Origin of the sequence: Caldanaerobius polysaccharolyticus DSM 13641, assembly GCF_000427425.1 — a bacterium.
In the GTDB taxonomy this organism is placed as follows: Bacteria; Bacillota; Thermoanaerobacteria; order Thermoanaerobacterales; family Caldanaerobiaceae; genus Caldanaerobius; species Caldanaerobius polysaccharolyticus.
Genome location: NZ_KE386495.1, coordinates 994,277 through 1,017,878 on the forward strand (window position 1 = coordinate 994,277; position 23,602 = coordinate 1,017,878).

A 23,602-nucleotide genomic window follows, 5' to 3' on the forward strand; every position below is an offset into this window, starting at 1 on the left:
TTTTAATAGGCATATTTTATTATGTTGTAAAGGAAGTAATATATTTTTTAACATTAGGAGATAGCCCACCACATAACACTGTCAGTATTAGCGTCGCAATATAATTTGGGGGTAAATTTCGTTATGGTGATATTATATGAAGATAATATTTAGGTTTTGTATATTGTGTTAAAATTTTTTAAATACTATTGTGCATTGAATAGTAGTGTGTTATTATTGAAATAGCTACTATTTAATAAATAGTACTTTGGAGGATTGAAATATGAAGAAAGCCGAGTATTTACAATTGCTAAAGAAATATTTATCAGGCAAAATAAAGGATGATGAATTAAAAGATATTCTTTCTGATTATGAGGGCTTTTTTTTAACTGGAATAGAAGAGGGAAAAACTGAAGAAGAAATAAGTGCGGAACTGGGAGATCCTATAGAAATTGCTCACTCACTAATAGAAGAAGAAAATAAACAATTGTCTATATGCTATGCTCCTGTATACAAGCGTATTCTTGCACTAATAATAGATATAATTGTTGCTGGTTTACCTTTTATTTGGCTTATACCGCGTACTGCGATAGATTTATATTTTAGGCCACAAATGCTTTTTAATATGGTACCAACTTTTTTATCTACCGTAAATATTTCAAGCCATCAGTGGATTTCACGGATACAGCCTTTCTGGAGCATTGCAATAATTGCGTCAGTTTTTTGGTTTTTTCTGATTAATCCATTATGTATGTTTATCTTTAAGGGTTATACAATAGGTAAAAGAATCATGAAAATAAGAGTTGTTTCAGTTAATGGGGAGAATGCAAATTTTGTTCAACTAATTGTACGTGAATGGATTGGTAAATATTTAATAAATACGTTAGGTTCTATGTTAGGCTCTATATTACCGTCTATATTGGAAATACTACCTTCTATCATTTCATTGATATGGGCATCAGTATCAAAAAAACACTATACTATACATGATACAATTGCACATACTTGTGTTGTAGAATGTCCAGGAAAGAGGTAACCACTATGGGTACGCAGATGAAAAAAGGAGTTCTTGAAATGTGTATCCTATTTCAGTTAAAAGGTAATGAGCTTTATGGGTATGAGTTAATGAAAGTAATTCGGCAGCATTTTCCTGATGTTTATGAGGGTTCAGTCTATACAATTCTTCGTCGACTTAATGCAGAAGGATATACAGAGATAACCATGCGAGATTCACATAATGGCCCTCCCCGAAAATATTATAGAATTACAGAAAAAGGAAAAGAGTATCTTGCTCAAATGATTGATGAATGGCATTCTATTGTAAAAAGCGTAGTATCATTTGGAATTCCTTTAGAATAGCATTCTTGCTACAATGAGTTATCATGAGAAAATGAAGGATAATAAAAGGAGAAGAATATAATGAAAAGTGAAAAAGAAAAAATGTTAGCAGGTGAGTTTTAATGTGCAGGAGATGAAGAATTAGTAAAAGATAGAGAGTATGCAAGGGATTTGATCTTTGAGTTTAACCATACAAGGCCGAGTGAAAAAGAAAAAAGAAAGGAAATCTTAAAGCGATTAATTAATGCAAAAGGTTCATTCCATGTTGAAGCCCCCTTTTATTGTGATTACGGATATAACATTGAGGTTGGTGAGAACTTTTATGCCAACTTTGGGTGTACTATACTTGACGTTAATAAGGTGCAAATTGGAGATAATGTACTATTAGGGCCAAATGTCCAAATATATACCGCTGCGCATCCTACGGACCCAAAGGAAAGATTATATGGCAAAGAATTTGCTAAGCCAATTGTTATAGGAAACAATGTCTGGATTGGTGGCGGAACAATAATATGTCCGGGAGTAATAAAAGGATAATAAAAGGAGAGTGATAGTATGGATATTAACGACATTTGATATGGTACAATGGGGGTAATCGAAAATACTAATGGCAAAAAATTAGTAGTAACCAATAATTGTTGAGTAAGTGTAAAGTGAAGAAACATGAGTAATAAATATATTTTGTATATAATATAATCCTCATTAGGAGATGATTGAAGTGGAGTCGACGATCATAATTCTGGCGATATTAATTGTCGCAGTATTAGGCAAAGCTAATTCTGTAGCAATCGCTGCATGTACACTTTTGATTGTTAAGCTATTACAAATTGACCAATATATTTTTCCAGTTATTGAGAGAAACGGAGTATTTTGGGGATTGGTTTTGCTTATTGCTGCTATCTTAATCCCCATTGCCAATGGAAGTATTACTCTTGCAAATATCAGGAATGTTTTTACTTCTTGGATTGGCGTAATCGCTTTACTTCTCTCGCTTTTTACTACATATTTAAGCGGTCTTGGTTTGAAATACCTTACAGTTCAAGGCCATAGCGAAATAATGCCTGCTATGATTTTAGGTGCAGTAGTTGCTGCTGCCTTCTTGGGTGGTGTCCCTGTAGGGCCTTTGATTACCGCTGGGATGCTGGCGCTGTGTTTGAAGCTGTTTCATATAACATAGATGCAGATTTACATTTTAATTGCAGGAATTTTGACTTCGACAGTAGTTCCTTTGCCATATTCACTTTTAATAGATAGACCATATTTCTCGCCATAATATAATTTTATTCTTTGGTTTATGTTTTTAAGGCCATACCCGTTTTCGTCTTCACTTTCGAAATCATTTGACAGAATTTTATCAATTTTGTCTTTTGGAATCCCTATACCGTCGTCTTGTACCGATAATATTATTTCATCATTTTCTAATTTACCGTTTATTGATATCGTTCCATTTCCTTCTCCTTTTCCAAGGATTCCATGCAGTATAGAATTTTCAACTATAGGTTGTAATGTAATTTTTAAAATGCTATATTCGTATATGCGTTCGTCTGCCATTATCTTCAATAGAATTCTTCCAGAATATCTCATATTTTGAATTTCAGTATAAAGAGCAGCATGAGTTAATTCGTCTTTTATAGAAATAATATCTTTTCCTTTATTTAGACTAAGCTTATAAAATTTAGCAAGGCTTTTAACAACCCTTCTTATTTCTTCATTCATATTTTTATATGACATCCAACTGATCATATCAAGAGTATTATATAAAAAATGAGGGTTTATTTGTGCCTGTAAAGCTTTAAGTTCTGCATTTTTTATTTCTTTACCTAATTTGTACTGTTCTTCAATAAGTACTGCCATCCTGCTAATCATAAAATTATAATTTTTAATAAGCTCACCAATTTCATCTTCACTTGAGTCATTAATAAACATATTTAAATTACCATCGTGGACATTTCTCATTCCAATTATTAATTTCGATATTCTTCTGTTTATTGAATTTGAAAAATAATATGCAAGCGAATACGCTATTGTACCAATGATTATCATTATTAAAAACAATTCGTTTCTTATTGCATTGCTTCCAGAAAGAACTTTGCTATAAGGTATAATTGTTATCATATACCAATCTGTATTTTTAATAAGAGAACTTGCTATAAGACATTGATTACCATTTATCGTTAATAATTTTAATGTTCCACCTTGATAAGAAAGTTTGCTTGCTAGAGAGTTATCAATTTTGTATTTTTTTAAAAGAGAATTATCTGAAGATGCTACAATATCACCTTTAGAATTTTGTATATATGTAAGGCTATCTTTAATTGTATTTGCCTTCTTAAGAATCTCATCAATTATTTTTTTTTGAAAATCTACACGGATGTACCCTATGTTCTCATGATAATTATTAGGGTTTTTTATAGTTGCGGCTACTGAAAGTAGTTGCGGGTTCATTATGTTGATATCTTCAAGATAGGAACTAGGGCAATATAGATATTTTTCATTGTTTTTTTCTAAAATAGAAAACCATTTTGACTGTTTTGCTTGTTCAATGCTAAATAGATTGACGTTTTCGCTAGAGTAAATAAATTCGTTTAATGAATAAAGCCTTACTCGATAAATATCGACATTATCTTGTAAAGAGGAAAGAAATTGACGTAAATATGTCATATCTGCAATCTGCTCATGGATATTGGATGAACTTGGATTTTTAGCAAGTATAGTAGTTAAATTACCATCATTACGTATTATATCTATTACTTGAGATATTTTATATAATTTATAGGCGAGAAAAGAATAAGTTTGATCAATAGCTTGGGCAGTTGAGAAAGTAATATAGTTTTTTACAATGTTGGATACTTGTTTGTACGTAAAAAGAGTTAAGATCATAAGAGGTATTACTATAAGCATAAAGTAAGATAACAAAAATTTCTGCATTAATTTTAATCTTGAAAAAATCCTTTTATTCACAGTGAAATTGCCTCCTCTTTGAATTTATTTAATAAGTTGAAAGAATCTTTCTCCTATATTCTGAAGGTGTTAACCCTGTATCTTTCTTGAATAATTTTGTAAAATAATTTTCATCAGAGTATCCTACTTTAATGGCAATATCCTTTATTTTAATATTTTGATCTTTTAAAAGCTCTTTAGCCTTATACAATCTCAATTCTGTTATGTATTTATTTATAGTTTTGCCAGTTTGCTTTTTAAATGTTTTACAGACATAGGCAGGAGAAAAATAAAAATTTTTGCTAATTGTTGTTAATGATAAATTTACATCTGTATAATTATCATGAATATATTTTATTATTCGCGAAACTGTGTTATATTCACATTTTTGAGCTAGATAATTAAAAACAAATTCAATTTTTTTGATAAGGTATTCTTCCATTTCCATAATGTTGCAAAATGAAGAAAATATTTCAAATGTGCTTGTATTGTTTAAATCGTTTTGTATTAAATTTATATTTCTTTCGTTTGCATACTTCGTTAATTGCAAGAAAAGTCTATAGTATATGTCTTTTATATAGTTAACAGGAGTATTGGTGCATTTTTTTAATTCATAGGTAAGTCTTTTTATTAGAAAAATGCTTTCGTATTTATTTTCTTGTGAAAGGTATTTGTAAAAATCTTCAATGACATTTTTATCAAGACTATAAATGTATCCTTCATTATTATTGCAGTTGATTATAGAGCAATAATCATAAAAGAAAGTTTTGCATAAATTGTTTAATGCAACTTGATACGACTCAAAAATGTTAAGAATGCCACTGACTTTTTTACCAACACATATAAAAAAGTTGCTATATTGTTTTAAAAATTGAGAAATATTATAACATAACGCTTCTATTTGTTCTTTTATAAATTTTCTTTCGTCATTGTGATACAGATGAAGGAGTATAATTTTTTCATCTTTAAAACATGAGATGCTTCCAAAATCATTTTTTGTAGCTATTTTTTCTATATTAGTAAGCACGGCTTTTTGATCTATTTTATCTACATTTACAATATTAATTAAAATTGTAATAAAATAGCATTTACTCAGCTGGTTAAAATGATAGTTCCCTAAAAGCTCTTTAAGCTCATTAATATCAATATTTTGAGTGATTACTTGAAGTGCTATATGTTTCTTGATATTTTCATTTAATTTTAACATTTTTGATTTTACAGCGATTGCATTTTTAATCGCAGTTTGTAATTCTTCTATATCTATTGGTTTTTCAACATAACTTATAGCTTTAAGTTTTATAGCAGATTTAAGATATTCTTTGTCTGAATACCCACTCATGAAAATGATTTCACAGGAAGGATAAATTTCCCTTAATTTGAAAGATAGTTCTATACCATCCATACGTGGCATTCTCACATCTGTTAATAGTATATCAGGTTTGAATCTAGAAGAGATTTCAAGTGCATTTACTCCATCGTAAGCTTGTTGAATCTCTGTGATACCTAATTTATTCCAGGGAATTTGTTCAATTATACTTTCTCGTGTGAAAACTTCGTCATCTACAATAAGTATGTTGAACATTGAAATCCCTCCCTTGACACCTTAATGAGGATAAGTGTATGCACAAATATTATATAACCTTTCTAAGATTACATCAATTTGTTATTAAAACCGTAAAATATTTTACTAATATTAAAATATTTTACGGTTTTAATTAAAGTTTAAAAATGCTAAATTTAAATTAGCAAATGTGGTAAAACGTATACCAGAACATATAGCAACTAGCGCGACAAAGAGGAGGAGAGAAAATTGGTGGAAGAAAATTTTTTGTACAGAATTAAAACACAAAATAGGTTGAAAAAAGGTTTTTTATACAAAGTTAAAAAATATAAAACTTTGCTGCTAATGCTTTTGCCTGCTGTGATATATTATTTTATATTTAGTTACATACCAATGACAGGTGTAGTATTAGCTTTTAAAAGGTTTAATTTTAGAGATGGTATTTGGGGTAGTCCTTGGGTAGGGTTTGATAATTTTAAGTTCTTTTTTATATCCGGGCAGGCCTTTAAAGTCACGAGAAATACAATTTTATACAATTTAGCGTTTATTGTAATAAATACTATTCTTCAGATTGCTATGGCTATATTTATATCTGAAATGCGAGGAAAATATTTTAAAAAGGTGAGTCAATCGATAATGTTTTTTCCTTATTTTATATCGTGGGTTATAGTAAGTGTTATCGTTTATAATTTTTTTAATTATGAACACGGTATTTTTAATTCTTTATTAAAATTTGTAGGTTTTAAACCTGTTGATATATATTCTATGCCAGTTGCTTGGATTTTCATTATAATCTTATTTAATGCATGGAAAAATGTTGGATATGGAAGTGTACTGTATTTAGCTGCGATTATGGGTATAGATCAAGAAATATATGAAGCCGCAGCAATAGATGGAGCTAATATATTTCAGAGAATCATTTATGTAACTATTCCTGGTCTGGTGCCTACGATGATAATATTAATATTATTGGCTATAGGTAATATATTTAGAGGCGATTTTCAAATGTTTTATCAACTTGTTGGCAATAATGGACCTCTTTTTGATGTTACAGATGTTATTGATACATTTACTTTTAGGTCACTTTTGCAGACTAACGAATTTGGTATGGCTGCTGCTTCGGGATTTTATCAATCTGTGTTTTGTTTTGTAACAATATTATTAGCAAATTTTTTAGTTAAAAAGTATGATAAAGATTATTCGCTGTTTTAGAAAGTGGTGAGATATATGGCAAAAGGGAAAATACCATTGGATGTAAAGATATTCAATATTATTGCCTATATTGCCGTAGGTTTTGTGACTCTATGGTGTTTAATACCTTTTGTAATAGTCGTTTCAGGTTCATTTACTTCGGAAGAGTATATTTTAAAGTATGGTTTTAGCCTTTTTCCAAAAGATTTTTCTATAGAGGCATATAAAGTTGCATTACAAAACCCAATGGCGGTATTGAGAGCTTATGGGGTCACTATAAGTTTAACTGTTATTGGAACATTTCTCGGATTATTTATTACATCTATGACTTCGTATGTGTTGACAAGAAAGGATTTTGAGTGGAGAAACAAATTTGCTTTTTACTTCTATTTTACTACTTTGTTTAATGGTGGACTGGTGCCTTGGTATATTTTAATGGTAAAGTATTTACATTTAAAAGACAGCTACTTAGCGCTTTTATTACCGCCCTTATTAAATGTTTTTAATATTTTAGTTATGAAAAGCTATATGAGTGGTATACCCGATGCTATAACCGAATCTGCAAAAATTGATGGCGCAGGAGATTTCACCATATTTATAAAATTAATATTGCCGTTGGCCAAACCAGCTCTAGCCACAGTAGGCCTTTTTATCGCTTTGGGTTATTGGAATGATTGGTATGATTCGATGTTGTTTATTCAAAATGAAAACTTATATAGTTTACAATATTTTCTATATAAGATAGTTAATAATATTGAAGCTTATAAAAATATAGTGTCTCAAACAGGAGGTAGTATCAGTGTGAATATAAGTTTACCGAGTGAATCTTTAAAGATGGCACTTACAGTTATAGTTACAGGACCTATAGTACTCCTATATCCCTTTATTCAGAAATATTTCGTTAAAGGTATTACAATTGGAGCTGTCAAAGGATAAATCCCGTTATGGGGTTTATTATATGAAAATATTAAAGAAGGGGAGGCATTTAAAAGTGAGAAAAATTTTAAAAAAAATAAGTCTTGTGCTTGCATTAGTTTTGGTTATAGCTTCACTATTTACTGGTTGTACAAAAACCAGGACAAGTGTAAGTACCAGTAATGGGAAAAATGGTTTAAGTCCTGTCACACTTAAAATGTATCTTTTAGGAGATAAACCAAAAGATTTCGAACGTGTTTATGCTGAAGTAAATAAGTTGATGAAGCAGAAAATTAATGCAACATTAGATGTCCAATTTATACCTTGGGGAGATTTAAATAGTAAATACCCATTGCTGTTTTCCTCTGGTGAAGATTTTGATTTAATTTTTACTGCAGCAGGATGGTGTTTTTACAATCAGATAGCTACTAGTGGTGGATTTTTAGAATTGACACCTGAAATGTTACAAAAATATGCACCAAATACATGGAAATATGAGCCTAAGCTTGCGTGGGATCAAGCAAAAGTAAACGGGAAAATATATATGGTACCTAATGATCAAAAGGAATATGGATATAATGTTATCGGCGTAAGAGGAGATCTCATGGAGAAATACGGCATATCTGATATAAAAAGCGAAGCAGATCTAGAAAAATATTATGATGCTATTTTGAAAAATGAAAAGGGCATTGTGCCTATAGTCAATGGCGGTGGACAAAATCTTGAATGGCCGTATTTGTTAGAAGGAAATGAGTTTGCTCAGGTACGTGGTACGGGATCAGAGCCATTGTTTGTATATAAAATAACTGATAGCTCGGGAAAAATACTTTCTATAGTTGACACTCCAGAATTTAAAGATTATGTGTTAAAAATGAGAGAATTGGCAGTTAAAGGTGTATGGTCTAAAAATTCTATTTCCAGTAAAGAAACTAGAGATGATGCTTTTAAAGCGGGAAGGGCCGCATCCATGGTATGGAACCTTGGAACAGTTTCAGCTGATGTTACTACAATGAATAAAGAGCATCCAGAATGGAAAGCACGAGTTGTAGATATACACCCCGGGGTTAAGAAATTAATTAATCCATATACAAATAATGGTATAGCTATAAATGCCAATTCAAAAAATCCCGAAAGAGCGTTAATGGCTATAGACCTTTTAAGATATGATCGTGACATACATGATTTAGCGACTTATGGAATTAAAGGAGTTCATTGGGAACCAGTGGGTGATACTCAATATAAACTTTTACCAGGTTCAGTTAATTTTTCAGAAATTAATAATTCTTCTTGGGGATGGCATACGCATATAAATCGTACAGATGCCAATCAGCCTGAAATAGTAAAACAATTAACTGATAAATGGACAAAAGAGGATCTTGTTCATCATCCATTAGAAGGCTTTACCTTTGACGATTCAAAAGTAAAAAATGAAATGGCAGCGATCAACAATGTCGTTACTCAATATGGGCTTCCGCTAAACCTTGGGATGATATCAGACCCAATTAAAGGAATCGAAACTTATAGGCAAAAGTTAAAAGCAGCTGGTTTATATAAAGTGCTAGAAGAAATTCAAAAACAAGCGGATCAATATATGAAAGAGCATAAGTAGAAAAGAAAAAGATTAGTTATTATACCAGAGGTGGCAGATATATAACATCTGTCACCTCGATATGATTGGTTTTTGATAAACTAAGGATTAGGAGATGAGGCTTTTGGAAAACTTATTTATAAAAGGGGCAGATGTATCTTGGTTAAAACTTATGGAAGATTGTGGCGCTAGATATTACGAAAATGGGCAATTAAAAGACTGCTTAGAAATTTTAAAGAATAATGGAATCAATTATATAAGGCTTAGAATTTGGAATAATCCTCCTTTTGAGTATTGTAATAAGCAATCAACGCTTGAAATGGTAAAGCGTTTGAAAAAACTTGGATTCAAGTTTCTACTGGATTTTCACTATTCGGATTTTTGGGCCGATCCAGCAAAGCAAAATAAGCCTGCAGCATGGGAGAACTTGACTTTCAATGAACTTAAGGATGCTGTTTATAACTACACGAAAGAGGTAATATGCGCTTTAAAAGATCAAGGTACTTTGCCGGATATGGTTCAAATAGGTAATGAAATTACATGGGGAATGTTATGGCCTGACGCTAAACTCAGCCGCGAAAATAACGGTGATGAACAGTGGGATAAGTTTACTGATTTAATTAAGGCTGGTGTAAATGGTGTGGAAGACAGTTTAGACTCAAAACAATGGATAAAGATTATGATTCATATAGATAGAGGAGGAGACAATGAAACAAGTAGATGGTTTTTCGATAACCTGATTTCAAAAAGCGTTGAATTTGATGTAATCGGTTTGTCGTTTTACCCTTTATGGCACGGGACCTTATCGATGCTTAAGGATAACATTAGCGATCTTGCTTTAAGGTATAATAAAGACATTGTGGTAGTGGAATGCGCATATCCTTTTGCAATAAACACAGTAGAAGGTTCTCAGAGTATTATTAATGATTCCAGTCAACTGCACGAAGGGTATGAAGCTACACCAGAAGGTCAAGCCAGGTATGTAAGAGACCTTATTGCAATTGTTAAAGGTATACCTCAAGGTAGAGGTAAGGGTGTGTTTTACTGGGAACCCGATTGGATAAAGGTACCAAATAATAAAGCAGATAAAATATCAATCAATAATTGGTATAACCAAGCGTTATTTGATTTTGAAGGTAATGCGCTAAAGGCTTTACAGGTGTTTAAGGAATTTTAGATACTAGCTTATTAAGGGGGAGGAATGCTTATGACAAATAAAACTAAAAGTTTTATAGTATTGGCTATAGTAATTGTAGTAATATTTTTTTCAGTAAATGTAGCAAATGCAAATGTTCAATCAACCTCTTCAAAAATTTATGTAAATCCTATTAGAGGTCTTAGATCTGATTTTATAAAAGGCGCTGATGTATCGATGTTGGCGCAGATAGAACAAAATGGTGGAAAATTTTATGACAGTGGAGTACGAAAGGATTGTCTTAAAATTTTAAAAGACCATGGAGTAAATTGGATTAGGTTGAGGATCTGGAACAATCCTAAGGATGCTAATGGAATTTGGTTGGGTGGAGGAAATAATGACGAAGAGAGAACAATATACATGGCAAAAAGAGCAAAAGATTTAGGATTAAAGATTCTTCTTGATTTCCATTATAGTGATTTCTGGGCTGATCCTGGTAAACAAAACAAACCGGCTGCTTGGGTAAATGACAGCGGAGAAAAACTTCAGCAAGATGTATATGATTTTACAGCTAAAGTTATAAGAGATCTTAAAAATAATGGTGTAATCCCAGATATGGTTCAGATAGGAAATGAAATAGATAATGGTATATTGTGGCCTGATGGCAAGATTTCAGGAACAGGTTCTGGCGGTTATTCTGGCCTTGCAGCATTATTAGAGCAGGGAATTAAAGCTGTAAGGGATAATGATCCAAACAAAAATGATCCTGAGAAAAAGATAAAAATTATGCTGCACCTATCAAGGGGTGGAGATAATGCACTTTATCGTTCTTTTTTTGATAACTTGATATATAAACAGGGACTTACGGATTTTGATGTAATAGGGCTTTCATATTATCCATATTGGAGCGGTACCCTTGAGGAATTGAAATACAATATAAATGATATAAGTCAACGCTATAATAAGTATGTGGTTATTGCTGAAACTGCATATGCGTTTACTTTAGATAATGCAGACACAACTGAAAACAATTTTGGTGTTAAAGAAGAAGCTATAGGTGGCTATAAAGCTTCTGTGCAAGGTCAAGCTACTGCAGTAAGGAATATAATGGAGGTTGTTTCACAGGTACCCGACAATAAGGGACTTGGCGTTTTTTACTGGGAACCAGATTGGATTCCAGTTGCTGGTGCAGGATGGAAGACTGACGAAGGTAATGCTTGGGAAAATCAGGCTATGTTCGATTTTCAGGGCAACGCGCTTCCTTCAATAGATGTTTTTAATCTTGTATCAGGTGCTCAAGGTAGCGTAGCTCCGAGGATTTTATCTATAGAGCCTGTAAACGTATCGACAGAAGTTGGTCAAGCACCGACACTTCCGACTACAGTAAATCTGGTTTATGATGATGAATCGGTTAGGCAAGCTTCTGTAACATGGGAAAGTATTGATCCTGATAAATATGCACGTCCTGGTAGTTTTACCGTTACAGGTACAATTCCTGGCGTCAAGTTTAAGGCTATCGCTACTATTACTGTAACGAATATAATAAACTATGTACAAAATTCGGGATTTGAAGAAGGATCATTATCACATTGGAATATCTCAGGGGATATCTCTTCTGTAAAGATAGATAAGAATGCTGCTAATGCGCACTCAGGAAGCTATTCATTAAATTACTGGAATGATAGTGCATTTACAGTCACTATATCACAGACAATAACTGGATTAAAAAATGGTTATTATAAATTAAGTGCATATGTCGACGGTAGCGGAGGGGAGAACAGTTTACAGCTGTTTGCAAGTGATTATGGCGGTCCTCGATTAACTGCCGATATTCATAATTCTGGATGGCTTGTTTGGCAACATCCTGTTATTTCGTTAATTGAGGTTACAAATGGTCAAATTACGATAGGTTTAACCATTGACGGAAACAGTGGTAATTGGGGAAATCTTGATGATGTACAGCTAATTCAAGTCGATGCCTCTGGAAGTCCGATAGGAGGTTCTGTATCAACAGTGTTGACAACGCCCTCTTATGTTAACTCTGGAGACTCGTTTGAAATAGGTTATGGTTTAAAAGACGTCTCGCAAGCTGTTTATGCTCAGGAAATTACGCTAAGTTATGATCCAATGATTTTTGATTTTGTAAAAGCTGTTAAGTCGGATGATGATACTGTAATCTCCAGGATATACAGTGATACGCCAGGAACTGTGATTATAGACACAGTAAACAGCAAAGGACTAACAGTAGGTAAAAATTTATTCAATCTTACATTCAGAGCAAATACAGTTGATCAACTAACATATAGTAATATAGCTGTAACAGAAGCTAAGCTCCAAATCACAACGAAAGGTGGTACTACAGTAGATGCGGCGTTAACCAGCAGGACCATTGCTGTAGGTGGAACAGCTTCTGTAACGTTGACATCTCCTACTTTGGTAGAGCCAGGAAATAATTTTACGTTAAAAATAGGCATAAGTGGTATTTTACAGCCTATATATGCTCAAGATATTACGTTGAATTATGATCCGAACTTATTTGAGCTTTTGAAGATAGATAGTGATGGCAAATCTATAGTAATAGACAATGTGTATGACAATATACAGGGGACTGCTCGTATTATAGGTATTAATATTGGAGGACTAACTGGTAATTCTAGTGTAATGAAGCTTACATTTCGTGCCAAGGAAGTTTCGCAACCTGCAAATGGAGTTATATTTGTCGCAGATGCACAATTAGGTGTTGCACCCCAGGGAAATGTAATATTTCCTAATTTATCAAGTGTAAATATAAAAGTAGAAAGCAAGGGGTGGATTGACAATGAAGGGGCAGCTACAAAAAGCCAAGGAAGTACAAGTAATTTTAATTCGATAGATTCATGGAAAATAATTGTAACACCTGTGATTGATCCTATTACGGGTATTCCAACGGTAAATATTAGCGTTAGTGATTTGAATAATGCTTTAAAAAATGCCCCAATAGATAAATACAATGTGAAAACAGCTGTAATTGATGTACCGAAAATTGACGGACAAACACAGTATGATATTAAATTACCCGCCTCTGTTTTTTCTTCAAAGATAGAAAAACAAAAAGTTGAAATTGCAACGGATGTTGCTACAATTACTATACCTATTAATATGTTTAGTTCAGCTGAAGTTAAAGGAGCAAAGGATATAATATTGAGCATTAAAAATGTAGACAAGACAAAATTTGACGCATCTGTAATGACACAGATTGGCACCAGACCTGTGATAGACTTGAGTGTAAAAGTGGATAGCGCAAATATATTATGGAACAATCCTGATGCGCCCGTTGCCATATCCATTCCTTATAAGCCAACTGCAGAAGAGTTAAAAGATCAAGATCATATCGTTGCATTATACATAAATGATAATGAAAAAGCTATAGCTGTACCAAACTCTAAATATGACCCTGTATCAGGAAAGTTGATCTTTACAGCAACACATTTAGGAAAATATGCAGTCGCATTTATTCATAAAACATTTAATGATATAAGCAATTATGACTGGGCAAAAAATGCGATAGAAGTTCTTGCATCTAAAGGTATTACAAGCGGAACGTCACAAACAACATTTAGCCCGGCTAGGAAGGTGTCTAGAGCGGAATATTTGTCAATGCTTATATCAGCGCTTGGTTTAACTGCTAAAGTTGATGAAAATTTCGACGATGTTCATAAGACAGATTATTATTATGAGTCTGTAGGGATTGCGAAAAAACTTGGAATAGTTACGGGAGTGGGCAATAAGAAATTTGATCCAACTGAACCTATTACGCGAGAGGATATGATGGTATTAACGTTTAGAGCACTTAAGGCAATAGGAAAATTACAGTCCACAGGAACAACTGATGATTTAGTCAATTTTACAGATAAAAATTATATATCTGAGTATGCGGAAGAAAGTATAGCTACGCTAGTTAAGGAAGGAATTGTATGTGGTCGGGCCAATAGGATTGCACCTAAAGATAACGCCACTAGGGCTGAAGCTGCTACAATTATATACAGAGTAATTAAAAAATAGGACGGGTATCATCAGTTCAATTGAATGAGAGAGGGAGTCATATGAAGAAACTTTTTAAATTTTTGTCGTTTATTTTAACGATGTTTTTGATGGTTGTAAACTCACCTACGAATGTAGTGTGGGCTGATCCTGTAAATCTTGTACAAAATCCGGGGTTTGAATCAGGTTTAGATAGCTGGACTGTCGATCAAAGCCAAAGTAATATAGCTTCTATTAATTCTTCTGGAAAAGCTGAAGAAATAAAATCAGGTAATAACTCTCTTGCTATTTATTATGGGTCAAGCTATACATTGAAAGTAACACAAACTATTACAAATATTCCACCTGGTAAATATTCTTTAACTGTTTATGCAGAGGGCGATCCATCGGAAAACAAGGCAAATATTCAGTTGTTTGCTAATAATTACGGTGGACCACAACTAACGGCGAGTATTACTAACACGGGTTGGGGTAAATGGGTACAATATTCAATAAATAATATAGAAGTTACCACCGGAACATGTACAATAGGAATTCAAGTAGATTCAAACGCGCCTTATTGGGGTACTTTTGATGACTTTGCATTTATAAGGGTAGGTGAGATTGGTGCTTCACCTACAATTAATTCTATAAAACCTATTACCGTAAATACAGTGATTAATAATCCGCCACAACTTCCTTCTGTCGTAACAGCCGTTTATAATGATGGTTCTACGAAACAGGTAGATGTCACATGGGATGCGATAGATCCGCTGGATTATCAACAAATTCATTCTTTTAATGTTTATGGTACTGTAAGCGGGACAGTGTATCGAGCACAGGCTACTGTAATAGTCAATTACAAGTCTATGGATCTAAATAATAATGGTTTATTTGATGTTGGAGATTTAGCAGTTGCAATGTACTATTATCAAACAAAATCAGAAGATGTCAATTGGAGTAGTGCAAAAGTTGCTGATATCAATAACGATGGAATAGTAGATTTGATTGATATGAAACTAATAGCTAGGCAAATCCTTGAAAAAAACTAGCTGTTGACAATTTGTGTCAACAGCTAGTTTTTTGTCGAAGATATGTGTAAAATAAAGTCGAAAAAAAATTCTGAAAAATAAGAAGGAATTTTTTAAAGTAAGTAGAATTATATACTGTGATTTAACTTATTGTTGATAAAGGGGGAAGTTATTTTGTACAAGCTTTATATCGGTGAAGGTTTAAGTTACGAATACGAGCTGGTTGAGAGCCGGGTTAGGGTACCTGCTGAGAACCGTGTGTTGATTGTTGTGGCGTATGGTATAAAGATTACAGCTATTGATAAGGATGGAGGGGAGTTTTCTCAGGTTTACGATAAGATCAGTCCGTACAGGGATAAAGTGGAACAACTTGTTGACCGATTTGCCGGTTTAGCCCTTTCGCCTTACCACTTATACGAAGTGTTGGATGATATTGTAGAGATGTACATAGATGACTTTGAGCTCTACGCCTTTGATAGCATTAGTGACCACTCTTATAGAAGTATAGATATGGCGATATAGAAATATAATTAATTATTTGATAAAAAATACTGGTCCACGTGATGTGGACTATTATTTTATGCTATAATAAAAAATATAGGAGTAAGCCTTGGAGGTTATTATGAGAAAAGCAGTTTTTTCTGTTATGGCTATGTTATTTGTACTGTCGTTTGCGGTAACATTTATTTTGTCAAATTTGCAAGTAGTGGCTTTTAGCGATAGTTTTTATAAAGCGGAATTTAAGAAGTACAGGGTATCTGAGAGTACAGGTATATCCCAAGAGCAATTGATGGTGATTTCAAAAGATATAAGGGATTATCTTTTAGGAAAAAGAGACGATATAGATGTAACGGTTAAAGTGGCAGGAGAGGTAAAGCCTCTATTTGATAGGCGTGAAATTGCTCATATGAAAGACGTAAAGGACTTGTTCGCAAAGGGTTTTTTAGTGAGAAATAGTTTTACAGTGCTGTTGATTATGTCTGTAGTGTATTTTGTTGTTGCGGCAAGAACTAAGTTGTATCAACTTATGAAGTGGGTAGCCGTTGTTTCCATTGGTATGATAGGCATCGTTTTTATATTGTTAAGCATGGATTTTGACAGGTACTTTACTTATTTTCATTTAATATTTTTTAATAACGATTTGTGGCTTTTAGATCCTTCAAAGGAGATGCTGGTTAATCTGTTTCCTCAGGGTTTTTTTAGCGATGCGGCTTTTTACGTGCTAGCGTATTACACTGCGGAACTGATAATAGCCGTAATGGCGTGTAGGATCTTGGGTGTTGAAAGGAGAAAGCGTTGATGGTAAAGGTTGCAACTGGTGAACAGATGAGAGAAATAGATAAATACGCTATAGAGGTGCTGGGTATACCTGGTATAGTTTTAATGGAAAACGCAGCTCTTTCTGTGGTAGACTGCATTATTTCTAGATGGAAATTTAAGTCTGCTGTTGTCTTCGCAGGTAGCGGAAATAATGGTGGCGATGGATTTGCTATTGCCAGACATTTATTTAATAAAGGGTACGATGTAAAAGTCTTTGTTTTAAGCGCTATTAACTCTATAAAAGGCGATGCGAGAACAAATTTTGACATTTTACTCAAAATGGGCGTATACGTTATGGAGGTATTACAAAAGGAAAATCTTAAATTTGCAGAAAAGTTTGTAAAGGATTGTGATGTCATCGTAGATGCTATTTTTGGCACTGGCTTTAAAGGCGAGATTAAAGGTATTGTGAGGGAAGCCGTTGAGATCATAAACAACTCAGGAAAGCGCGTGGTTTCTGTAGACATCCCTTCAGGAGTGGAGGCCAGTACGGGGAAGATACACGGTTCGTGCGTTAAAGCTGATTTGACAATAACATTTCAATTGCCTAAAATAGGACTTGTGGTACATCCAGGGACAGAAGTGGCAGGAGAAGTGGTTGTCAGCGATATAGGAATACCTCAGCAAGCTATAAACGTGCAGGATATTAAGGTGATGTTAAACGATGAGAGCATGGCTTTGAGGTGTTTTCCCCCTCGAATTGAGGATTCCCATAAAGGGAATTACGGGAAAGCATTAATAATTGCCGGTTCACGAGGTATGACAGGCGCTGCCGTTATGGCTGCTGTATCCTGCCTGAAATCGGGAGCTGGTCTGGTTTACCTTGCCGTTCCTGAAGAGGTCTTGGAAACTGTAGAAGGTATGGCCTTGGAAGTGATCAAGGTAGGTTACAGAAGGTTTGAGGATCTACATGAGCATATAGTAAATTGCGATGCAATAGCGATGGGCCCTGGTATGGGACAATCAGACTTAACAGCTGAGTTGGTATCAAAAGTTATTGAAATCTGCGATAAGCCGATGGTACTAGATGCAGATGCTTTAAACTATCTGTCAAAAAATCAAGATCTCCTGAGGTCTATAAAAGCGCCTTTCATAATAACACCGCACCCAGGAGAGATGGCGAGACTTGTTGGCACTACAGTGGATGAGATTCAAAGTGATAGGATAGGCGTTGCTTTTGAATTTTCCCAAAAGTATAAAGCCGTGACCGTGCTTAAAGGTTCAAAAACGGTTATCGCATCAGAAAAAGGAATTGTGTTAAATACTAATGGCAACCCTGGGATGGCTACAGCTGGTGCAGGTGATGTTCTTACAGGAATAATTGCTGGGCTCCTTGCTCAAAGGTGCGATGCCGTGTCGGCAGCGGCGGGAGGTGTTTTTTTGCATGGAATGGCTGGAGACATAGCGAAAGAAAAAGTTGGCGAATATGGAATGACAGCTGGTGATATAATAAGGTATATACCTGAAGCCATTAGAAAATTGCAAAAAATTAAATGATAGTAGGAATATACTCAAGTACATAGACATATATATTTATCGCGTAAGAGAGGAGAAAAAAATTGAATGAATTTTTAAGACCGGTATGGGCTGAAATTAATTTGAGCAATATCCGATACAATATAAGGAACATTAAAGCGCACTTAAAAGAAGGGGTAGAAGTAATTGCGGTGGTAAAGGCTGATGCTTATGGGCATGGCTCTAAGCGCGTGTCCCAGGTCCTCATACAAGAGGGCGTAAAATACCTGGCAGTAGCGATATTAGACGAAGCCATTGAGCTCAGGAAATGCGGTATACAGGTACCTATACTGATATTAGGATATACCCCTGTAGAGCAACTTAAGTATGTAGTACAATACGATATTACGCAAACCGTATTTGACCTAAATTACGCGAAGATGTTATCAGAAGAAGCCGTTGCAAGACATAAAAGGGCAAAAATCCACGTAAAAATAGACACAGGCATGGGCAGAATAGGCTATACAGATTATGAAAGAGCAAGGCGAGAAATACTGCAGATGTCGTCATTGCCTGGTATACAAGTAGAAGGTATTTTTACTCATTTTGCTTCTGCCGATGAGAGAGATAAAGAATATACTTACAGACAATACAGGATTTTTTGCCAGTTATTAAATAGCTTGAAAGGGCAGTTAGAAATCCCGTTAAAACACGTATCCAATAGTGCAGCAATATTAGATCTACCTGATATGAGCTTAGACGCGATAAGGCCAGGTATAATCTTATACGGCCACTACCCTTCAGAAGATGTAACTAGATCAATTTCTGTTAAGCCTGCGATGTCTTTAAAAGCTAAAGTAGTCCACGTCAAAGAGGTGGAGCCAGGTACGTATATAAGTTATGGAAGGAGGTTTGAAACCAAGAGAAAAAGTGTAATAGCTACAATCCCAATCGGCTATGCCGATGGCTATACCCGGATGCTGACAGGCAAGTCAAGGGTTTTGGTAAAGGGGCGATTTGCTCCTGTGGTAGGTACGATATGCATGGATCAGATGATGGTAGACGTCACAGAAATAAATGACGTTAAAGTGGGAGATGAGGTGGTTCTGTTCGGCATGAGTGGTAGTAACGAGATAACAATTGAAGAAATCGCTGGCCAGTTGGGCACTATAAACTATGAGATACTGTGTATGGTAGGGAGAAGGGTTCCCAGGGTTTATATTGACAGTTGACATAATATATAGTGTAGTATATAATGAAATATATCAGTATGAGGAGGTCAGTAGAGTGGGCGCCAATAAGAGGATTCTTGTCAGTCTTCCTGAGAGCTTGTTAGAGGAAGTCGATCATATTGCGTCTATAGAGAATTGCAATAGGTCTGAATTTATACGTGAGGCGATGAAGCTTTATATAAAAGAGAAAAAGAAAATGCGAATAAGGGAGAGCATGAAAAAAGGTTATCTGGAAATGGCTGCAATAAATATGGAACTGGCGGAGTTAGGGTTTACGGCTGAAAATGAATGTATTACCACTTACGAAATAAAATTGTCAAAGTGTGATTGATATGGTTATCAGGCGAGGAGACGTTTTTTATGCGGATTTAAGCCCTGTAATCGGTTCCGAGCAGGGAGGTGTAAGGCCAGTTCTGATAATACAAAATGATATAGGCAATAAGTACAGCCCTACTGTTATCGTTGCTGCGATAACATCTCAGATAAATAAGGCAAAACTGCCCACTCATGTCGAGATAACGGGTACAGATATAGGACTTTCCAAGGATTCTGTAATATTGTTAGAGCAGGTTAGAACTATTGACAAAAAGCGGTTGCGGGAAAAAATAGGGCATCTGGAAAGTGATGTAATGGAAAAGGTCAATGAAGCAATTCAGATAAGTATGGGATTGATAGATTTTTGAGGATATTCTATATGAATGTCCTTTAATTTTTTGTGTTTTGCTGATATAATAGATGTAGTTAGGGGGGAATTTAAGTTGAAAATTAAAAAGTTTGTATATGTGGGATTAATTGTCGTATTAGTGGGATTTTTGTGGTTTTATAGAGATAGCTTTGCGGGGACAACAGAGCCGGGAAGCCAAGAAGATCCTCTGGTAACCAAGAGCTATGTGGACAGTAAAATTTCTCAGGTTCAAGGCGCACCTCAGAATCTTGATATTGTATATCTGAAAAAGTTTCAAAGCCTTATTTTAAATGCAGGGACTGAAGTTATTGTAAGGACGGGAAAATCTTCGATAATAGCAGGTCCTGATGGGCTTTCCGACGTCACCAGTGGACAGGATTTAAAAAATGGGGTTACGGTGCCTTTAAATCATCTTTTAATAACCCCCAGATCTGACGGCAGAGGAATAAAAGCGATAAGCGATACAGTAATAGTGATGGTAAGGGGTAAATATACGATAAAGTGAAAATTTTTTGATGGAGAGGGTATTGATGAGGGTTTTGATATCGGGGTATTACGGATTTGGAAATACAGGAGATGAGGCGATTTTAAGGGCTATTGTAAATTCGATGAGGAGTGAGAAACCGGATTTAGATATCGTCGTATTATCCGACAATCCAAAAGAAACAGAAAAGATACATAACGTCAGGGCCATAAATCGCATGGATTTAGTAAGCATATGGACAACCCTCTCCTGTTCAGATATGCTTATAAGCGGTGGTGGTGGATTATTACAGGATATTACGAGTACCAGAAACATTCTGTATTACATCACCATAATTTACATGGCATGGCTTTTAAAAAAACCGGTGGTGTATTACGCTAACGGCGTAGGACCTATACGAAGCTATTTCAATAGGTTGCTGGTCAGAAATGTCAGCAATAAGGTGCAAGTGATAACAGTGAGGGATTTTTTGTCAAAATGCCAATTAGATGAGATAGGTGTAAAAAAGGATATATTTATAACTGCGGACCCAGCATTTCTTTTAAAAGTTCCCGATTACGTAAATGTGGAGAAAATCTACGAGAGAGAAGGTATACCGTTAGATAAAAAAATACTGGGTGTTTCTATACGCAAATGGAATAATTTTAACAATGTGAAAAATGCTTTTAAAGATTTCGTAAGGAGAGCAAGGGGTGTAGAGGATTTTAACATAGTGTTTTTGCCCATGCAAAAGGGAGAGGATTTGTGCGTATGCGAGGAGATAGCTAATTGCTTTGACAGGTCTTATGTGGTAAAAGGAAGTTATGATGTGTATGAAATATTAGGCATTGTGAGCAAATTTGATTACATGATAGGGATGAGATTACATGCGATGATTTTCTCTGTATTAAATGGAGTACCTGTCATTGGAATATCTTATGATCCTAAAATAGATAATTTTTTCGGGATAATAGGCCAGCAATACCTTAATCACGTCGATGAAGTGAATGGCGAAAGGCTGTTTAACCAGTATCTAGATGTAGTTATGCACAGGAAAGAGATATCTGATTATCTTAAGAGAAAGTCTGAGGAATTGAGGTTAAAAGCAATGGAAAACAACAAAATTGCTTTCAAAGTGCTGGAAAGGCAGAGATGGGTTAATGATTGAGAGACAAAGAAAAGTCGTTAATATTTTAGGTGTTCCTGTAGACAATATAGATATAAAAGAGGCGGTGAATTTAATCGAGAAATTTATACTGGAATTGGACGATATAAGATGCCGTGTTGTTTATACGCCAAATCCGGAAATGATTATGAAAGCCCAGGAAGATAGAGAATTAAAAGGAATTTTAAACGACGGTGATCTTAATATACCTGATGGCATAGGAGTGGTTATTGCGTCTAAGCTGTTGGGGAAACCGTTGAAGTGCCGTGTGGCTGGGTATGATTTGATGATGGAAATAATAAAGCTGTGCCACCAAAAGGATTATTCTATTTGCTTTTTAGGCGGACAACCTGGTGTAGCTGAGCAGGCAAAAAACAGAGTAGAGCAGATGTATAAAGGGATTAAGGTTACTGGTGCTTACCATGGGTATTTCTCTCCTGATTATGAAGACGTCATATTAGAGGAGATAAACATAAAAGCGCCAGACGTGTTATTTGTGGGTATGGGCGTGCCGAAGCAAGAGAAATGGATTCACAAGTATAAGGGAGAGCTGTATTCAGGTGTTTGTATGGCAGTTGGCGGGAGTTTGGATGTGCTAGCCGGTAAAGTGAAAAGAGCGCCTAGGGCGTTCCAGGTATTGGGATTAGAGTGGTTATATCGCTTAGTAACACAACCGTGGAGGTATAAAAGAATGTTGGCACTTCCGCGATTTATGGTACAAATTTTAAAAGAGCGCAAAAAGGTGATGTAATGAAAGAAAACATCAGGCAAAAAATCTTTGATTTTATAGGTATCTCATTGGGCACGTTGCTTACAGCCCTTGCTTTAAATCTTTTCCTGCAACCCAATCAGATAGCTCCCGGCGGTGTCAGTGGGTTGGCCATAGAGATCAATTATCTTACGGGATTGCCTACAGGTACCCTTACGATAATTATAAATGTGCCGTTATTTTTGATAGCTATAAAGGTATTAGGCGCCAGGTTTGGCGTGAAGACATTTTACGCTACTATTTTGTTGGGCGTGCTAATAGATTTGACGTCAGGTATCAGACCACTTACTAACGATTCTATCCTCGCTGCTGTTTATGGAGGATTAATTATGGGTCTGGGCTTAGGGCTGGTGATAAAATACCATGCTACCACCGGAGGCACGGACTTGGCAGCTATGGTATTACATAAATACATAAAAACCCTAACTGTTGGCCGCTTATTGCTTATAATCGACTTTGTGATAATAGCTATAGCTGGTATCATATTTAACCCTGAAAAGGCCATGTATGCGCTAGCAGCAGAGTTTTTAGCGATAAAGCTTATAGACATCATTCAAGAAGGTATAACCACCAATAGGGTAGCGCTTATAATCTCAAAAAGGCATAAGGAGATAATCTCTAAAATAATGAAAGAATTGGATAGGGGTGCAACTTTACTGGAAGGTACAGGAGCATTTTCAGGCCACCACAGAGATGTTGTAATGTGCGTTGTGGACAAAAGCCAGGTAGCAAAACTGAGGGATATTGTAAGAGAGCTGGATGATAGAGCTTTTGTGGTTATACTTGATGCATATGATGTTATCGGAGAAGGGTTTAATAAAATATAGGGATAAAAT

General features: G+C 34.9%; 21 protein-coding genes and 1 pseudogene. 20 read left to right on the forward strand and 2 right to left on the reverse strand.

Annotation, left to right across the window (positions count from 1 at the left end; translation table 11 throughout):
- Positions 1–262: 262 nt before the first annotated feature.
- The 4 genes and pseudogenes from CALPO_RS0111380 (at position 263) to CALPO_RS0111395 (ending at position 2,494) form a co-directional block, all read left to right on the forward strand.
- Positions 263–1,015 (forward strand): RDD family protein, encoded by a 753-nt coding sequence (locus tag CALPO_RS0111380; RefSeq protein WP_026487433.1) that lies wholly within the window; start codon positions 263–265, stop codon positions 1,013–1,015.
- A gap of 5 nt (positions 1,016–1,020) precedes the next feature.
- Entirely contained in the window at positions 1,021–1,338 is a 318-nt protein-coding gene (locus CALPO_RS0111385) for a PadR family transcriptional regulator (protein ID WP_026487434.1), read from the forward strand.
- Positions 1,339–1,455: 117 nt separating this feature from the next.
- A pseudogene (locus CALPO_RS13870) lies at positions 1,456–1,854 on the forward strand (sugar O-acetyltransferase); the annotation flags it as partial.
- 181 nt (positions 1,855–2,035) lie between these two features.
- A complete protein-coding gene (locus tag CALPO_RS0111395) occupies positions 2,036–2,494 on the forward strand; it encodes a DUF441 domain-containing protein (RefSeq protein ID WP_026487435.1) in 459 nt (152 codons plus the stop codon).
- An 8-nt stretch (positions 2,495–2,502) separates the two neighbouring features.
- On the opposite strand, the gene CALPO_RS13875 is transcribed toward CALPO_RS0111395, so the two are convergent.
- Positions 2,503–4,278, reverse strand: a complete 1,776-nt coding sequence (locus tag CALPO_RS13875; protein ID WP_051585974.1) for a sensor histidine kinase — start codon at positions 4,276–4,278, stop codon at positions 2,503–2,505.
- 28 nt (positions 4,279–4,306) lie between these two features.
- Positions 4,307–5,839: a response regulator transcription factor gene (locus CALPO_RS0111405; RefSeq protein WP_026487436.1), complete on the reverse strand. Its 1,533-nt coding sequence runs from the start codon at positions 5,837–5,839 to the stop codon at positions 4,307–4,309.
- A gap of 231 nt (positions 5,840–6,070) precedes the next feature.
- On the opposite strand from CALPO_RS0111405, the gene CALPO_RS0111410 reads away from it, so the two are divergent.
- The 16 genes from CALPO_RS0111410 to CALPO_RS0111485 all read left to right on the forward strand — a co-directional run bounded on the left by CALPO_RS0111410 (position 6,071) and on the right by CALPO_RS0111485 (position 23,593).
- Positions 6,071–7,030: an ABC transporter permease gene (locus CALPO_RS0111410; RefSeq protein WP_245589967.1), complete on the forward strand. Its 960-nt coding sequence runs from the start codon at positions 6,071–6,073 to the stop codon at positions 7,028–7,030.
- Between the two features lie 15 nt (positions 7,031–7,045).
- Positions 7,046–7,945 (forward strand): carbohydrate ABC transporter permease, encoded by a 900-nt coding sequence (locus CALPO_RS0111415; protein ID WP_026487438.1) that lies wholly within the window; start codon positions 7,046–7,048, stop codon positions 7,943–7,945.
- Between the two features lie 22 nt (positions 7,946–7,967).
- A complete protein-coding gene (locus CALPO_RS0111420; RefSeq protein ID WP_051585975.1) occupies positions 7,968–9,533 on the forward strand; it encodes an ABC transporter substrate-binding protein in 1,566 nt (521 codons plus the stop codon).
- A 103-nt stretch (positions 9,534–9,636) separates the two neighbouring features.
- Positions 9,637–10,689 (forward strand): glycoside hydrolase family 53 protein, encoded by a 1,053-nt coding sequence (locus CALPO_RS0111425; protein WP_156940185.1) that lies wholly within the window; start codon positions 9,637–9,639, stop codon positions 10,687–10,689.
- Positions 10,690–10,719: 30 nt separating this feature from the next.
- Positions 10,720–14,688: a glycosyl hydrolase 53 family protein gene (locus CALPO_RS14515; RefSeq protein WP_026487441.1), complete on the forward strand. Its 3,969-nt coding sequence runs from the start codon at positions 10,720–10,722 to the stop codon at positions 14,686–14,688.
- Positions 14,689–14,729: 41 nt separating this feature from the next.
- The gene (locus CALPO_RS0111435) at positions 14,730–15,698 is read left to right on the forward strand and encodes an Ig-like domain-containing protein (protein WP_026487442.1); all 969 of its coding nucleotides are present in this window, start codon (positions 14,730–14,732) and stop codon (positions 15,696–15,698) included.
- A 153-nt stretch (positions 15,699–15,851) separates the two neighbouring features.
- Positions 15,852–16,199: a DUF6514 family protein gene (locus CALPO_RS13885; RefSeq protein WP_035172592.1), complete on the forward strand. Its 348-nt coding sequence runs from the start codon at positions 15,852–15,854 to the stop codon at positions 16,197–16,199.
- Positions 16,200–16,299: 100 nt separating this feature from the next.
- Positions 16,300–16,977: a TIGR01906 family membrane protein gene (locus CALPO_RS0111445; RefSeq protein WP_026487443.1), complete on the forward strand. Its 678-nt coding sequence runs from the start codon at positions 16,300–16,302 to the stop codon at positions 16,975–16,977.
- Positions 16,977–18,494, forward strand: coding sequence for a bifunctional ADP-dependent NAD(P)H-hydrate dehydratase/NAD(P)H-hydrate epimerase (locus tag CALPO_RS0111450; RefSeq protein WP_035172593.1), 1,518 nt, complete (start codon positions 16,977–16,979; stop codon positions 18,492–18,494). The genes CALPO_RS0111445 and CALPO_RS0111450 overlap by 1 nt, the downstream gene beginning before the upstream one ends.
- Positions 18,495–18,556: 62 nt before the next feature.
- On the forward strand, positions 18,557–19,684 hold the full coding sequence (alr, locus tag CALPO_RS0111455; protein WP_026487445.1) for an alanine racemase: 1,128 nt from the start codon (positions 18,557–18,559) through the stop codon (positions 19,682–19,684).
- 55 nt (positions 19,685–19,739) lie between these two features.
- Positions 19,740–20,015 (forward strand): CopG family ribbon-helix-helix protein, encoded by a 276-nt coding sequence (locus CALPO_RS0111460; protein WP_026487446.1) that lies wholly within the window; start codon positions 19,740–19,742, stop codon positions 20,013–20,015.
- Position 20,016: 1 nt separating this feature from the next.
- Positions 20,017–20,367 (forward strand): type II toxin-antitoxin system PemK/MazF family toxin, encoded by a 351-nt coding sequence (locus CALPO_RS0111465; RefSeq protein ID WP_026487447.1) that lies wholly within the window; start codon positions 20,017–20,019, stop codon positions 20,365–20,367.
- A 75-nt stretch (positions 20,368–20,442) separates the two neighbouring features.
- The gene (locus tag CALPO_RS0111470; protein WP_035172805.1) at positions 20,443–20,874 is read left to right on the forward strand and encodes a hypothetical protein; all 432 of its coding nucleotides are present in this window, start codon (positions 20,443–20,445) and stop codon (positions 20,872–20,874) included.
- Positions 20,875–20,899: 25 nt separating this feature from the next.
- Positions 20,900–22,000, forward strand: coding sequence for a polysaccharide pyruvyl transferase CsaB (gene csaB, locus CALPO_RS0111475; RefSeq protein ID WP_026487449.1), 1,101 nt, complete (start codon positions 20,900–20,902; stop codon positions 21,998–22,000).
- On the forward strand, positions 21,993–22,748 hold the full coding sequence (locus tag CALPO_RS0111480) for a WecB/TagA/CpsF family glycosyltransferase (RefSeq protein WP_026487450.1): 756 nt from the start codon (positions 21,993–21,995) through the stop codon (positions 22,746–22,748). Before csaB ends, CALPO_RS0111480 begins: the two co-directional genes overlap by 8 nt.
- Positions 22,748–23,593 (forward strand): YitT family protein, encoded by an 846-nt coding sequence (locus CALPO_RS0111485; RefSeq protein ID WP_026487451.1) that lies wholly within the window; start codon positions 22,748–22,750, stop codon positions 23,591–23,593. The genes CALPO_RS0111480 and CALPO_RS0111485 overlap by 1 nt, the downstream gene beginning before the upstream one ends.
- Positions 23,594–23,602: the final 9 nt, after the last annotated feature.

What these genes read in the sequence shown, in the direction of transcription:
- CALPO_RS0111380 (WP_026487433.1), top strand. Translation starts at nt 263, where the DNA reads ATGAAGAAAGCCGAGTATTTACAATTGCTAAAGAAATATTTATCAGGC.
- CALPO_RS0111385 (WP_026487434.1), top strand. Translation starts at nt 1,021, where the DNA reads ATGGGTACGCAGATGAAAAAAGGAGTTCTTGAAATGTGTATCCTATTT.
- CALPO_RS0111405 (WP_026487436.1), bottom strand. Translation starts at nt 5,839, where the DNA reads ATGTTCAACATACTTATTGTAGATGACGAAGTTTTCACACGAGAAAGT.
- CALPO_RS0111415 (WP_026487438.1), top strand. Translation starts at nt 7,046, where the DNA reads ATGGCAAAAGGGAAAATACCATTGGATGTAAAGATATTCAATATTATT.
- CALPO_RS0111420 (WP_051585975.1), top strand. Translation starts at nt 7,968, where the DNA reads ATGAAAATATTAAAGAAGGGGAGGCATTTAAAAGTGAGAAAAATTTTA.
- CALPO_RS14515 (WP_026487441.1), top strand. Translation starts at nt 10,720, where the DNA reads ATGACAAATAAAACTAAAAGTTTTATAGTATTGGCTATAGTAATTGTA.
- CALPO_RS0111435 (WP_026487442.1), top strand. Translation starts at nt 14,730, where the DNA reads ATGAAGAAACTTTTTAAATTTTTGTCGTTTATTTTAACGATGTTTTTG.
- CALPO_RS0111445 (WP_026487443.1), top strand. Translation starts at nt 16,300, where the DNA reads ATGAGAAAAGCAGTTTTTTCTGTTATGGCTATGTTATTTGTACTGTCG.
- CALPO_RS0111450 (WP_035172593.1), top strand. Translation starts at nt 16,977, where the DNA reads ATGGTAAAGGTTGCAACTGGTGAACAGATGAGAGAAATAGATAAATAC.
- CALPO_RS0111465 (WP_026487447.1), top strand. Translation starts at nt 20,017, where the DNA reads ATGGTTATCAGGCGAGGAGACGTTTTTTATGCGGATTTAAGCCCTGTA.
- csaB (WP_026487449.1), top strand. Translation starts at nt 20,900, where the DNA reads ATGAGGGTTTTGATATCGGGGTATTACGGATTTGGAAATACAGGAGAT.
- CALPO_RS0111480 (WP_026487450.1), top strand. Translation starts at nt 21,993, where the DNA reads ATGATTGAGAGACAAAGAAAAGTCGTTAATATTTTAGGTGTTCCTGTA.
- CALPO_RS0111485 (WP_026487451.1), top strand. Translation starts at nt 22,748, where the DNA reads ATGAAAGAAAACATCAGGCAAAAAATCTTTGATTTTATAGGTATCTCA.